The 12,666-nt window shown below is 71.0% G+C and carries 12 protein-coding genes and 1 riboswitch; of the genes, 5 read left to right on the forward strand and 7 right to left on the reverse strand.

Features of this window, described 5'->3' with window-relative positions; translation table 11 throughout:
- Positions 1–231 precede the first annotated feature (231 nt).
- Both CLT71_RS00765 and CLT71_RS00770 read left to right on the forward strand, forming a co-directional pair.
- Positions 232–1,098: a Scr1 family TA system antitoxin-like transcriptional regulator gene (locus tag CLT71_RS00765; RefSeq protein WP_101365383.1), complete on the forward strand. Its 867-nt coding sequence runs from the start codon at positions 232–234 to the stop codon at positions 1,096–1,098.
- An 18-nt stretch (positions 1,099–1,116) separates the two neighbouring features.
- Complete coding sequence (locus CLT71_RS00770; RefSeq protein WP_199187456.1) at positions 1,117–1,323, forward strand: DUF397 domain-containing protein; 207 nt, start codon at positions 1,117–1,119, stop codon at positions 1,321–1,323.
- On the opposite strand, the gene CLT71_RS00775 is transcribed toward CLT71_RS00770, so the two are convergent.
- The gene (locus CLT71_RS00775) at positions 1,286–2,332 is read right to left on the reverse strand and encodes a helix-turn-helix domain-containing protein (RefSeq protein ID WP_101371017.1); all 1,047 of its coding nucleotides are present in this window, start codon (positions 2,330–2,332) and stop codon (positions 1,286–1,288) included. The genes CLT71_RS00770 and CLT71_RS00775 overlap by 38 nt on opposite strands.
- 99 nt (positions 2,333–2,431) lie before the next feature.
- Here CLT71_RS00775 and CLT71_RS00780 point away from each other — a divergent pair, with 99 nt between their 5' ends.
- The gene (locus CLT71_RS00780; RefSeq protein WP_101365385.1) at positions 2,432–3,358 is read left to right on the forward strand and encodes an NADP-dependent oxidoreductase; all 927 of its coding nucleotides are present in this window, start codon (positions 2,432–2,434) and stop codon (positions 3,356–3,358) included.
- Between the two features lie 146 nt (positions 3,359–3,504).
- On the opposite strand, the gene CLT71_RS00785 is transcribed toward CLT71_RS00780, so the two are convergent.
- Positions 3,505–3,858, reverse strand: coding sequence for a winged helix-turn-helix transcriptional regulator (locus tag CLT71_RS00785; RefSeq protein WP_101365386.1), 354 nt, complete (start codon positions 3,856–3,858; stop codon positions 3,505–3,507).
- 46 nt (positions 3,859–3,904) lie between these two features.
- Here CLT71_RS00785 and CLT71_RS00790 point away from each other — a divergent pair, with 46 nt between their 5' ends.
- The gene (locus CLT71_RS00790; protein ID WP_101365387.1) at positions 3,905–4,792 is read left to right on the forward strand and encodes an imine reductase family protein; all 888 of its coding nucleotides are present in this window, start codon (positions 3,905–3,907) and stop codon (positions 4,790–4,792) included.
- Positions 4,793–4,884: 92 nt separating this feature from the next.
- On the opposite strand, the gene CLT71_RS00795 is transcribed toward CLT71_RS00790, so the two are convergent.
- Positions 4,885–5,547, reverse strand: coding sequence for a CG0192-related protein (locus CLT71_RS00795; RefSeq protein ID WP_486482962.1), 663 nt, complete (start codon positions 5,545–5,547; stop codon positions 4,885–4,887).
- A 149-nt stretch (positions 5,548–5,696) separates the two neighbouring features.
- Here CLT71_RS00795 and CLT71_RS00800 point away from each other — a divergent pair, with 149 nt between their 5' ends.
- Complete coding sequence (locus tag CLT71_RS00800) at positions 5,697–6,884, forward strand: cytochrome P450 (RefSeq protein WP_101365388.1); 1,188 nt, start codon at positions 5,697–5,699, stop codon at positions 6,882–6,884.
- Between the two features lie 61 nt (positions 6,885–6,945).
- Here CLT71_RS00800 and CLT71_RS00805 read toward each other — a convergent pair whose 3' ends face one another.
- The 4 genes from CLT71_RS00805 to CLT71_RS00820 form a co-directional block, all read right to left on the reverse strand.
- The gene (locus CLT71_RS00805) at positions 6,946–7,731 is read right to left on the reverse strand and encodes an amino acid ABC transporter ATP-binding protein (protein ID WP_101365389.1); all 786 of its coding nucleotides are present in this window, start codon (positions 7,729–7,731) and stop codon (positions 6,946–6,948) included.
- Complete coding sequence (locus tag CLT71_RS00810; protein ID WP_101365390.1) at positions 7,724–8,518, reverse strand: amino acid ABC transporter permease; 795 nt, start codon at positions 8,516–8,518, stop codon at positions 7,724–7,726. The genes CLT71_RS00805 and CLT71_RS00810 overlap by 8 nt, the downstream gene beginning before the upstream one ends.
- 82 nt (positions 8,519–8,600) lie before the next feature.
- Positions 8,601–9,482: an ABC transporter substrate-binding protein gene (locus tag CLT71_RS00815; RefSeq protein ID WP_101365391.1), complete on the reverse strand. Its 882-nt coding sequence runs from the start codon at positions 9,480–9,482 to the stop codon at positions 8,601–8,603.
- A gap of 260 nt (positions 9,483–9,742) precedes the next feature.
- A riboswitch (SAM riboswitch) is annotated at positions 9,743–9,834 on the reverse strand.
- An 82-nt stretch (positions 9,835–9,916) separates the two neighbouring features.
- Positions 9,917–12,598, reverse strand: a complete 2,682-nt coding sequence (locus CLT71_RS00820) for a BNR repeat-containing protein (protein ID WP_101365392.1) — start codon at positions 12,596–12,598, stop codon at positions 9,917–9,919.
- Between the last annotated feature and the right edge of the window lie 68 nt (positions 12,599–12,666).

Raw genomic sequence — 12,666 nt, forward strand, 5'->3', positions numbered from 1 at the left:
TCCGTCCGACGGACGAGGCGGCCGCGACGCGCCCCGGCGGGGGAAGGTGCGCGGCGCGTCGCGGCCGGTACGGGACAGCCAGGGCGTGACCGGGGCCGTACCGTGAGTCATGTTGCTGGAGCCTTCTGCACGAACGCAAGGCTTGCGAGCTGTCCGCACTGTTCACATCGCGCGGCTTTTCCATTGCCTTGCAAACGCAAGCCACTGGAGACTGGAGAGGAGCGAAGGAGCATGAAAGTGGCGGCACGAAAGCAACCGCCGACCGTCAGATTGCGCCGGCTGGCGGCGGAACTCCGCGCACTGCGACACCGCGCCGGCCTCACCCGCGAGGACGTCGCCGACCGGACCCACATGAATCCCGCCACCCTCTGGCGGCTCGAAACGGCACGGGCACGACCCCAGCGGCGCACCCTGCTCGGCCTGCTCGACGTCTACGGTGTCGCAGATCTCGAACGCCGGCTCGAACTCGTCGACCTGGCCAAGGACGCCGGGCAACTGGGCTGGCTACAGGCGTACGAGGACCAGTTGCCCGACGAGTACAGCACCTACATCTCGTTCGAGTCCGAGGCCCAGTCGGTCCGCAACTACGAGTCGCTCTTCGTCCCGGGCCTACTCCAGACCGAGGCGTACGCCCGAGCCGTCACCGGCGGACTGCTGCCAGCTGGCACGGCGGAGGAGGTCGAACGGCGGGTTGAGGCGCGACTGCGGCGCCAGGAGTCGATCAGCAAGGTGGAGCCGCTCAAGGTCTGGGCGATTCTCGACGAGAGCGTGCTGCATCGGAAGGTCGGCGGGGCGGACGTGATGCGCGACCAGTTGCAACACCTGGCCAAGCTCACCAAGCTGCCCAACATCACCGTCCAGGTGCTGCCTTACGAGGTGGGCGCCCACCCGGGCATGTACGGCGCCTTCGCGATCATGAGTTTTCCGGATCCGGCTGACTCGGACCTGGTCTATATCGAGAACAGGGTGAACGCCCTGTTCCTTGAGCGTGACACCGACATCGCCAGTTACACCGAGCTTTTCGAGCACCTCCGCGCGGCGGCGCTCAATCCGGCAGCCTCGGTCCGCCTGATCGCCCGCGCCGCCGAGCAGGGCTGACGGAGGGAGGTGAGGAAGATGTCTGACGTCAACATGGCCGACGCCAACTGGCGTACGAGCAGTCGTTCGGGTGCCAACGGCAACTGTGTCGAGGTTGCCGACAACCTGGGGACCGTCGTCGCGGTACGGGACAGCAAGGACCGGTCCGGTCCGATGCTGGCGTTCCGTCCGGCTGCCTGGGTGACCTTCACAGCGTCGCTGAAGCACGGGACGCGTTCGGCGTAGCCAAGCCGGTGGACCGCTGGGCAGCCCCTCCCGGATCGTGCCGGAGGGGCCGCCCGGCGGCGCGGAACGTCTGCCGGTAGGCAGTCGGCGAGATCCCGATCGTGCCGGTCAGGTGCTGGCGCATCGAGGCGGCGGTGCCGAATCCGGCCTCGGTGGCGACCCGGTCCACCGGCAGGTCGGTCGTCTCCAGCAGGCGTCGGGCGTGTTCGACCCGCTGGCGGGTGAGCCACTGCACGGGTGTCATGCCGACCTCGGCCCGGAAACGGCGGGAGAAGGTCCGCACGCTCATTCCCGCGTGCCGGGCCAACTCGGCAAGCGCGATCGGCCGGTGCAGCCGATCGAGTGCCCACTGCCGGGTCCCGGCGGTGGACGCGGCTGCCGGCTCGGGTACCGGCCGGTCGATGAACTGGGCCTGGCCGCCCTCGCGCCACGGCGGTACGACGCAGAGCCGGGCCACCCGGTTGGCGACGGCGCTGCCGTGGTCGCGGCGTACGAGGTGCAGGCAGAGGTCGACCCCGGACGCGACTCCTGCGGCGGTGAGCACCTGCCCGTCGTCGACGAAGAGCACGTCCGCGTCGAGCCGCACCTTCGGAAACGTCCGCTGGAAGTGGTCGGCGTTGTTCCAGTGCGTGGTCGCGGGCCGACCGTCGAGCAGCCCAGCGGCGGCCAGCACGTACGAGGCGGTGCAGATGGAGACGATGCGCGCACCCGGCCGCAACCGGCGCAGCGCCCCGGCGACCGGCTCGGGCAGCCAGTCCTGTTCCTCGGTGGGCGTGCAGACGAAGGGCGGCAACACCAGGGTGTCCGCGCTGTCGATCACCTCGGCACCGTGCTGGACGGCGACCGCGAAGTCGGCGCTGGTGGTGACCGGCCGACCGTCCACACTGCACGTCACGACCTCGTAAAGCGGCTCGCCGTCGGGACTTTCGGCGGTCCCGAAGATGCGGACCGGGATGCTCAGCTCGAACGGATAGACACCGTCGAGCGCCAGTACGACCACGCGATGCATGGCCAGATCCTTGCACATTGTGGCGATCTGGCCACTCGATCCGCGACGGCGTAAGCGGCAGGGTAAGCGCGCAGGACGACGACGAACGAGAGGCATGCGATGCGCGCGATCGAGCAGGACCGATTCGGTGGACCCGAGGTACTCGAGCTGGTGGAGGTCGACCGCCCCGAACCCGGCCCGGCGGAGGTGCTCGTCCGGGTGCACGCGATCGGGGTGAACCCGACCGACTTCTGGCACCGTGCCACCGGCGGTCTGGCCGGCCGGCCGGTGCGGCTGGGCTGGGACCTTTCCGGCGTGGTCGAGGCCGTCGGGGTCGGCGCCGCGCTGTTCCAGCCCGGCGACGAGGTCTTCGGGATGCCCCGGCAGCCACAACCCGCCGGCACCTATGCCGAGTACGTGACGGCACCGTCGCGCCACCTCGCCAGGAAACCCGCCGAACTCTCCCACGTCGAGGCGGCCGGGCTGGGGCTGGCCGGGCTCACCGCATGGCAGGCCCTCGTCGAGGTCGCCGAGGTCCGCCCGGGGCAGCGGGTACTGGTGCACGCGGCGGCGGGCGGCGTCGGCCACCTCGCCGTGCAGATCGCCAAGGCGCGTGGCGGGTACGTCATCGGCACCGCCAGCGCCGCGAAGCACGCGTTCGTCGCCGGGCTGGGCGCCGACGAGGTTCTCGACTACACCACCACCGACTTCGCCAGCCACCTTCGGGACATCGACGTGGTGCTGGACCCCATCGGCGGTGAGTACGGGCCACGATCGCTGCGTACCCTGCGTCCGGGCGGCATCCTGGTGGCGCTCGCCTCGCCGGCCGAGGCGTACCTGGCCCAGGAGGCGGCCCGGCAGGGCAGGCGTGCCCGGTTCATGATCGTCGAGGCGGACCGTGCCGGGCTGCTCTCCCTCGCCGCTCTGGTGGGCGCGGGCCAGCTCCGGGTCGAGGTGGACCGGGTGTTCCCGCTCGACGAGGTCGCCCGGGCGCACGAGATCGGCCAGACCGGGCGTACCAAAGGAAAGATCATCCTCACGCCTTGACCGCCCCAGCCGCGTCGCGGACGCGCGAGCCGCGCGGGATAGCCACTTTTTTGTGCGTACTTGTCGGCCGTCGCGCGCCGGGCGAACCTGTTTGTGGGCGGTCGGACGGCCGCCCGGATCCGGATCGACGGGAGGTCGGCGGTGCGTCAGGAGGCCGACGACTGGGCGGCGGCGAGCTTGTCCAGACGGCGGTGTCCCCAGTCGGAGAGTGGTGCCAACGCCCCGGCCAGGTCGCGGCCGAACGGGGTAAGCGAATAGACCGTCTTCAGCGGCAGCACGTCGTGCACCTCCCGGTGCACCAACTCGTCGCTCTCCATCTCGCGTAGCGCCTGGGTCAGCACCTTCTCGGTGAGGCCCGGCAACTGACGGCGCAGCTCGGCGGGACGGTGCGGACCGGATTCCAGGAGCCAGAGCAGCGAAGTCTTCCACTTGCCGTCGATCACGTTGATCGCGGCGGTCACCCCGCAGACGTTCAGATCCCGGGCACGGCTGCGCGTCATGTCATCCCTTTTGCTCAAGTTCGCACAAGTTCAGGAGTACTCAAGCATGTCCGCACACCCCGAACAGTCCACTGTCACGGTACTCGGCCTCGGTCCGATGGGCCGGGCCCTGGCCGGCGCCTTCCTCGACGCCGGCCTGTCCACCACGGTCTGGAACCGGACCCCCGGCCGGGAGACCGCCCTGGTCGAGCGGGGCGCGGCCGGCGCCGGCTCGGCGGCGGAGGCGGTTGCCGCGAGCGACCTGACCGTGGTCTGCGTGGTCAACAACGACGCGGCGGAGGCCATCCTGCGGGCCGACGGCGTCGCCGACGCGCTCAAGGGGCGTACGGTGGCGAACCTCAGCGCCGACACCCCGCAGCGGGCTCGGGAGATCGCCGTCTGGGCGGCGGAGCACGGCATCGACTACCTGGACGGCGCGATCATGACGCCGACCACGACCATCGGTACCCCGGACGGCGCGTTCATCCACAGTGGTCCGAGTGACCTCTTCCAGCGGCACCGGCCCGTGCTGGAGCGGCTGGGCGGTACGCACACCCACGTCGGCGAGGAGATCGGCCGAGCGGCGGCCTACGACATCGCACTGCTCGACATCTTCTGGACCTCGATGGCGGGGTGGGCGCACGCGGTGGCGGTGGCCCGGGCGGAGGGGATCACCGCGCTGGAACTCGCCCCCTTCGCCCAGGGGATCGGCGCGATCCTGCCGCCGATCTTCGCCGAGACGGCGGCGGAGGTCGAGGACGGCAGCTACTCCGGCGCGGACAATCCGATCACCTCGGCCGCCTCGACCATGGCGCACATCGTGCACGCCGCCGAGGGGCACGGGATCGACGCGAGCGTGATGCGGGCGGTCGAGGGGCTGACCCGCCGGGTGATCGGGCTCGGCCACGGCTCGGACGGTTTCCTCCGGGTCGCCGAACTCCTCGGCCGCCGCTGACCGCAGGGGTGGTGCCGGGCCGGGGGCGACAGGTCCCCGGCCGTGGCGCCGCCCGGGCGGTCCGGCCTGAGCACAGGGCGGCGTGTCCTGCCTCAGCGCAGGACGGCGTATGCCAGCGCCACCGGGGTCGGCTGGCCGGGCCAGCTGCCGGTCAGGGCGGCGCTGCTCGGCGTGCCGCCGTTCAGCCCGCCGGCTCCGTTCTCGGGGCGGCGGAGGACGGTGAGTTCCGCCGCGTCCGTGACGATCGTCGTCGACTCGTCCTCGACCACCCGGTGGACAACGTGCACCGGCGGTACGGTGCTGCCCGGGGTGCCGCCGCCGGTCACGGTCATGTTCGGCGGGCGGACCTCGCGTACCCCGTCGACCTCGAAGAACTCCTCGGACTGGCCGCCGCCGGTGGCGATCGCGGCGGCCAGTGCGCTGGCGTAGACCGGGTCGCCGCAGGCGTCGTACACCCAGCGGCGGCCGAGCACCGAGTGCTCGGTGGTGCCGATCAGCCAGTCGTCGCCGCCGGGTAGTGGTGCGGCCCGGTAGGTGAGCGGAACCTGGTGCACCGGCCCGTCACCGGACCTGACGAGCATCGTCTCGATCCCTACCGCTCCGTCCGGGTCGTCGAACCGGAAGCTCGCTACGCGGACGACGTCGGCGGCGGCCGGTCCCTGGTACCAGCGCCGGCCGGGCAGCCAGTCCGCCAGTAGTTCGAGCTTGCCGGGATGCAGAGTGGCCCGGTGCAGCAGCGCCATGCGCAAGATCATAGCCCGCCACCTTTCACAACCGTTCACTCTGCGCAGTGCGCGACGGTGGCAGCAAGGCGATGGTGGCAGCAAGGCGACGGTGGCAGCATGGAGGGAGCGCGGATCCGCTCCGGCCGCCGGGCCGCCCACCTGTCGTGCGGGGGAGACGAATGTCGACAACCAATCCGTTCGGGTCCGCCGCCGATCTGCACGGAGTTCTCGCCGAGTTGCGTCGGGACAGCCCGGTCGTGGAGGTCACGCTGCCGACCGGAGTCACCGCCTGGGTCGTCACCCGCTACGAGGACGCCCAGCGGGCACTCGGCGACCCACGGCTGGCGAAGGCGACCTCGGCCGGCGGGTTCAACTATCGGGGGATGATCCCGGACGACGTGGCCCGGGCGGTGGGCCGGCACATGCTGGCGCTGAACCCGCCCGACCACACCCGGCTGCGGCGGCTGGTCTCCGGCGCGTTCACCGCACGCCGGGTCGCCGCACTGCGGCCCCGGATCGAGGAGCTGACCGAGCAGTTGCTGGACGGCATCGCCGGCGCCGAACAGGTGGACCTGATCGACCGCTTCGCCTTCCCGCTGCCGATCCAGGTGATCTGCGAACTGCTCGGGGTACCGGCCGAGGACCAGGCCGACTTCCGGAGCTGGACCGATGCGATCGTGACCGGCCCGATGAACCCGGCCGGACTGCCACCCGCGTTGACCGCGATCGTCGGCTACATCCGTACGCTGCTGGCGGCCAAGCGCGAGCAGCCGGCCGACGACCTGCTCTCCGCGCTGATCGCGGTGCACGAGCAGGGCGACCGGCTCACCGACGACGAGCTCGTTTCGATGGTCTACCTGTTCCTGATCGCCGGACACGAGACCACCGTCAACCTGATCGGCAACGGCATGCTGCTGCTGTTGGCCGAGCCGGAGCGCTGGGCCCGGGTGGTGGCCGAGCCGGCGCTGCTGCCCGGGACGATCGACGAGGTACTCCGCTACGAGGGCCCGGTGCAGAACGCCTCGTTCCGGACCGCGATGGAGCCGGTCGAGTTGGGCGGCCAGACGATTCCGCAGGGCGCGTCGGTGCTGGTGTCCCTGCTCTCGGCCAACCGGGATCCGGACCGGTTCCCCGAGCCGGACCGGCTGGACCTGGACCGCCCGGCCACCCCCAACCTCGCCTTCGGGCACGGCATCCACTACTGCCTCGGCGCGCCGCTGGCCCGGCTGGAGGGGCAGGTCGCCTTCGGCGCCCTGGCCCGCCGGTTTCCTGGGATGCGCCTGGCGGTGCCGCCCGAGGAGATCGGCTGGCGGTCCAGCCTGCTGCTGCGTGGCCTGTCGGCACTCCCGGTCAGGCCGCACGGCTGACCGGGAGCGCACCCGCAGGCACACACCGATCACAGGACCAGTGCCCCGGCAGGCAGTCCGATCAGAGGACCTGGGAGAGGAACTGGCCGAGCCGGGCGCTGCGCGGGGCCTCGAAGATCTGGGCCGGTGGGCCGGCCTCGACCACCCGACCCCGGTCCAGGAAGACGACCTGGTCGGCGACCTGTCGGGCGAAGCCCATCTCGTGGGTGACGACAAGCATCGTCATGCCCTGACCGGCCAGATCCGCCATCAGCGAGAGCACGCCCTTGACCAGTTCGGGGTCGAGCGCCGAGGTCGCCTCGTCGAAGAGCATCACCCGGGGCGACATCGCCAGCGCCCGGGCGATGGCCACCCGCTGCTGCTGACCGCCGGAGAGCCGACCGGGGCGTACGTCCGCCTTGTGCCGCAGCCCGACCAGGTCGAGTTGGCGCAGCGCCACTTCGTTCGCCTCGTCCCTGGAGAGCTTCCTGAGCTGCCGGAGAGCGAGCGTGACGTTGCGCAGCACCGTCATGTGCGGAAAGAGGTTGAACTGCTGGAAGACCATGCCGATCCGCTGGCGCAGCGCGTCCGGGTCCTGGTCGAGCACGCTCACGCCGTCGAGCAGTACGTCGCCCCGGTCCGGCTCGAGCAGCCGGTTGACCACCCGCAGCAGGGTGGACTTCCCGGAGCCGGACGGGCCGATCACGCAGGCGGTCTCGCCCCGGCCCACCTCGATGTCGATGCCGCGCAACACCTGGTGCCGGCCGAACGACAGGTGCACGTCCCGGGTCGCGACGCTCACCGACTCGTATCCGAGACCCGCCTCGGCGGGCCGGGTCGACACCGTCGGAGTGACAGAGTCAGGCATGCTGGGTTCCCCTTCCACCCGCCGGTAGCGCGGTCCCGCCGGCCAGCGCCACCGGATCCTCCTCGTCGGGTTCCGGGCCACCGGCCCGGCCGTCGCGCAGCCGCCGGTCGACCCAGTTGACCAGGTGGGTCAGCGGCACGGTGATGACCAGATAGAAGATTCCGGCGAGCAGCAGTGCGGACTCGTTGCCGGTGTTCGCCGCGTAGTCCTGGCCGATCCGGAACAGTTCCCGCTGGCTGGCCACCAGGCCGAGGAAGTAGACCAGGCTGGAGTCCTTGATCAGTGCGATGAGCTGGTTGACCCAGGCCGGCAGGACCCGGCGTACGCCCTGCGGGATGATCACCAGGCGCATGGCGGCACCGTGCGACAGGCCCAGCGCCCGGGTCGCCTCCAGTTGGCTGGCCTCCACGCTCTGGATGCCGGACCGGAAGATCTCCCCGATGTACGCCGCCGCGATCAGCGACAGCGCCAGGATGCCCAGCGGATAGGGGTTGGGTCCCCACCAGGCGAGCCCGAGCGGCGCCAGCCCGACCCCGATCAGCAGGATGGTGACGGCGGCCGGCAGTCCCCGGAACACGTCGGTGTAGATCCGGGCCGGCCAGCGCAGCCACCGGGTCCGGGCCAGCCCGGCCATCGCCAGCAGCATGCCGAGCAGCGTTCCCAGGATCGCCGAGAGCAGCGCCAGCAGCAGCGTGTTCGGCAGCCCGACCGTGAGCATCTCGGGCAGCGCCTCGCGCATCGACTCCCAGTCGAAGAACGTCTCCCACAGTGTCGCCAGGGTCTCCATCGCCTCACCTGTCTCGGTTCCGCCAGCCGTCGGCCGGCCGCGCGGGGCGGCCGGCCGACGGCTGTCTGAGGTGCTCGCCGGGTCAGCTCGCCGGGGTGGCGGCCGGGCTCGTCGGACCGGCCTTGACCGGCGGGTACGTCACAGTGCCGCTGCCCGGCTTGAACGTCTCTGGTATCGGCCGCCCGGGGTAGTACTGCTCCTGGAGGCGGGTCCAGGTGCCGTCCTCGATCACCTGGTCGAGTGCGGAGTTCAGCGCCTCGCGCAGCGGGTCGGCGCCCTTGGCCACAGCGAACGCGGTCGGCGCCGAGCTGAGCTGCTTCTCGGCCAGTACGATCTTGCCGCCACTCTCCTGTGCGGACTTCTCACCGATCTCGGCGGGCGCGATCCAGGCGTCGGCGGTCTTCGCCTTGAGCTGGTTGATCGCGCCGTTGTAGTCGGGTACCCGGACCGGGTCGAGGCCCTCCTTGGTGGCGTAGTCGTCCTGCACGGTGCCCTGCACCACGACCACCCGCTTGCCCTTCAACTCGGCGAAACTCCTGATCGGCGAGCCGGCCGGTACGTCGAGTCCGAAGTAGCCGAAGTCGTACCCGTTGGTGAAGTCGACGGTCTTCCGCCGCGCCTCGGTGATGGTGATCGACGACGAGCCGGCGTCGAACTTGTGGTTGTTCACCTGGGCGAGCAGCGCGGAGAACTCGGTGCCGACGAACTCCACCCGGAGCCCGAGCTTGCCGGCGACGGCGGTCATCAGGTCGTTGTCGAAGCCGGTGAACTTTCCGTCCTTGAGGAAGACGTTCGGCGGGGCGTCGGTCAGGGTGCCCACCCGCAGGGTCCCGGGTTGCAGCAGGTCGTACGGGTTGTCGGCGGTGTCGCCCGACGACGAGCCGCCGCAGGCGGCGACCGCGCCGAGCAGGGTGACGGCGGCGACCCCGGCGAGGAGGCGGGTGGCAAGAGTTTTAATACGCATTGTGCTGAAACTCCATGAAATATCCGGCGACGGCGTGCCGAAGGACCACCCCGACCGGTCAGGTCAAGGGCAGCGGGGAACGGCGTCGCTCAGGGGGTGCTGACGAGATGGTCGGAATGCCGCCGACCGGCGGTCGCGGTCAGGCCGAGGCCCGACAGAGCATGGTGCTGGTCCGGCAGAGGTCGACGTGTCGACGCCACCGGTGCCAGGTGACATGCAGCCGGCTCGTCCGCCCGGCTCGGATGCTGCGCACTTCGGAACCTCCATCGGTCCTGGCGGTAGCACCCGCACCCACGGTGGGGGGTTGCTGCGACGTCGACGAGCCAGGTCTCTCGGTCGCTCTGGATGGCCGCCGATCAGCATACTCAACCGGAGCACCGACATTCCAACTGGTCAGGGCCTCGATCGCTGTGGCGCTCGCCACCCGTCAGCGGTTACGGGGTGGCCGTCAGCACGTACACCCGCAAGGGCTGGGGCGGTGGGGTCTGCTCCGGCGGGCGGGGCTGATCCTGATTGGCCGGCAGGCTCTCCCAGCGCAGCGCGTACGTCCGGTCGCCGGACTGGGAGGCCGCCAGGCGAACCTGCATGCCCGGGAACGGCGAACGCACCCGGGTCACCTCCGCCGGCAGCGGGGGTTCCGGTACGTCGGCGACCACCGCCATCGAACTCGGCTCGACGACCAGTGACCGCCGGGCGCCGTGGCAGGAGTAGGGAATCCGGAGCTTCCCGTCCGGCAGGGTTGTCGGGTTGCCGTGCAACTGGGCGGTGAACTGTGGCAGCGAACCGCCGCCGCCGATCTCCCACCGACCGGTCCAGTTGGTCAGTTGGGTGACCTGCCAGTCGCCGGGGCCGTTCGGGCGGGCCGCGAAGAGTTGGTGCCCGAGCGCGGAGTCGTACTTCAGGTAGGTCAGCACGATCCGGTTGTCGCGGTCCAGTCCCAGCTTCAGGTTGCCGTTGACCGCACCGCTGTACGTCGGCACCGCGTCGACCCCCTCGACGCTGTGGTACGTCGCCGGCAGCGGAATCGGCCGGCCGGTGCTGTCCTCCCAGCGCACCAGGTCACGACTGCGCAGGTACGAAGGCATGCTCGAACTACCCGCGTCCGGCGTGTCACGCCACATGACGGCCATGTGCCAGAAGCCGTCCCCGCCCCGGACCGGCCCCTCGGGGTACGCGTTGCGCTCCTCCCCGTCGATGAACGGGGTCGACAGCAGGCTCGACCAACTCCGAGTGGCCGGGTCGTACCTGTTGTAGTAGTTGACGCCGGCGCCGCTGCCGCCGTTGCGGTAGCTGAAGAGCAGGTCTCCGTTGGTGTTCTGGAGGAATCGGGGATAGGTGACCGAGTTCTCGCGCTCGGCGGACACCATGGTCGGCACCCGGACCAGGGTCGAGACATCCCCGGCGACGGTGGTCCGGAAATACACCAGCGGAACGTCGTGCATGTTGCCGGACACATGCAGGTGCCCGGTGCTGTCCAGCGCCATCGTCACCGAGTTGTGGCTGTCCCAGCCGAGGACCGAGTCCAGCCGCCGGTAGGTCCAGGTGGTGGAATCCAACGCCCGGCGGGCGACCGTCATCCGGCGGTCACCGTCGTAGTAGGCCACGTACTGGTGGCTGCCCGTGGTCAGCGTCGACTGCTCCACCGGGTGCCCGCCCCAGGTCTGCCCGACGTCGACCACCTGGGCCACGGTCCGGTTCCCGCCGGGCAGCACGTAGTCGCCGGGCGTGGTCGGCGCGCAGTTCAACGGGCCCGGATCGGCTGGCGGGCTGGCCGGCAGCAGGCTGGTCTCCACCCCGAAGCTCCGGAGTCCGACCGCACCCGCCTGCGAGTACAGTCCCGCCCGGCCGCCCGAGAGCAGGTCCCGGAACCGCAGTCCGACGTACCGCTCGACGGCGGCCCGGCCGCTCGGCGCGCCCTCGACATGCACGGTGACGTGCACGCCGGTACCCCGATTCCTGGACTCCACCTCGACGGCGAGGGCGGTTCCCGGTGCCGCTGGTATCGGCTCGGCGGCCAGCAGCGCGTCGGAGGCCGCCGACGACGACCTGGTCATCCGGACCACCTGCCAGAGCGCCTGGCTCCCGTCGCCGAGCGACTGGCCGATCCGCAGCACGTAGTAGGTCTGGGTGCCGTCGCCGTGGTCGGTTACGTTGAACGCGAGGCCGGTCCAGGACCGGTAGCCGAGGGCGGGCTTCGGAAGGGTGAGCGAGCCCCGGAGGACGAAGCCGGCGCCCAGGGTGGTCCCGGGGTGGTAGATCAGGCGTTCCTCGGTGCCCGACGGTACGGCGACGCCGCCCCGGAGGTTCCAGGCGCCCCGGGCGCCGTGCCAGCCGTTGCCGACCGAACCGTCGGCCCGCTCGAAGCCGTCGTGGAACGCGCGGTAGCCGGGGCCGGTCGTCGCCGTCACCGTGAAGTGCCGCAGGCCGATGCCGCCGCTCTGCGAGTAGAGCCCCACGTTGCCGCCGGAGAGCCGGTCCGCCACGCGCAGCCGGACAATCCGCTCCACCTCGGCGGCGCCGGCCACCCGGACCCGCACGGCCGACCCGCCGGACACCGCCGTCAGTCGCAGGTCGAGCACCGTTCCCGGCAGGGCGGCCAGGTCGCCCTCGGCGAGCAGCGACGGTTCCGTCGCCGGGGCGGAGCGGCCGATCCGGACCAGTTGCCAGCGGGCCCGGCTGCCGTCGGTGCCGCTCTGCCCGATCCGCAGCGCGTAGAACGACTGCGTACCGTCGCCGTGGTCTTTCACCTGCGCGGCGATCCCGGCCCAGCGCCGGGCGGTCGGCGCCGGAGACGGCAGGGCGAGCGACGTCGTCACGTCGAAACTGTCGGCGAGGAAGAGCGCGGGGCGGGCCAACACCTGCTCGCTGCTGCCGCTGGCCACCGCAGCACCATCCACGATGGACCAGGCGCCGCGCAGCGCCGCCCAGCCGTTGCCGACCGCTCCGTTCGCCCGGGTGAAGTCGTCGCTGAACGAGACGCTCTCACTCGATCTGGGCTGCACCACCTCGGTGACCCGAGGTTCGGCGGCGGTGGCTGCGAGTACGGCAACGAGCAGCAGCGCCAGCGCGCCTTTCGGACGGACGTGCGCGTGCGGCCTCGACCGAATCGGCGTCATGGCGATCCATCCCCGTGTTGTTGGACCGAACGCCGGGGATCATAGGACAGCCGGCCCGGCACCGGGTA

Source organism: Plantactinospora sp. CNZ320 (assembly GCF_002846275.1).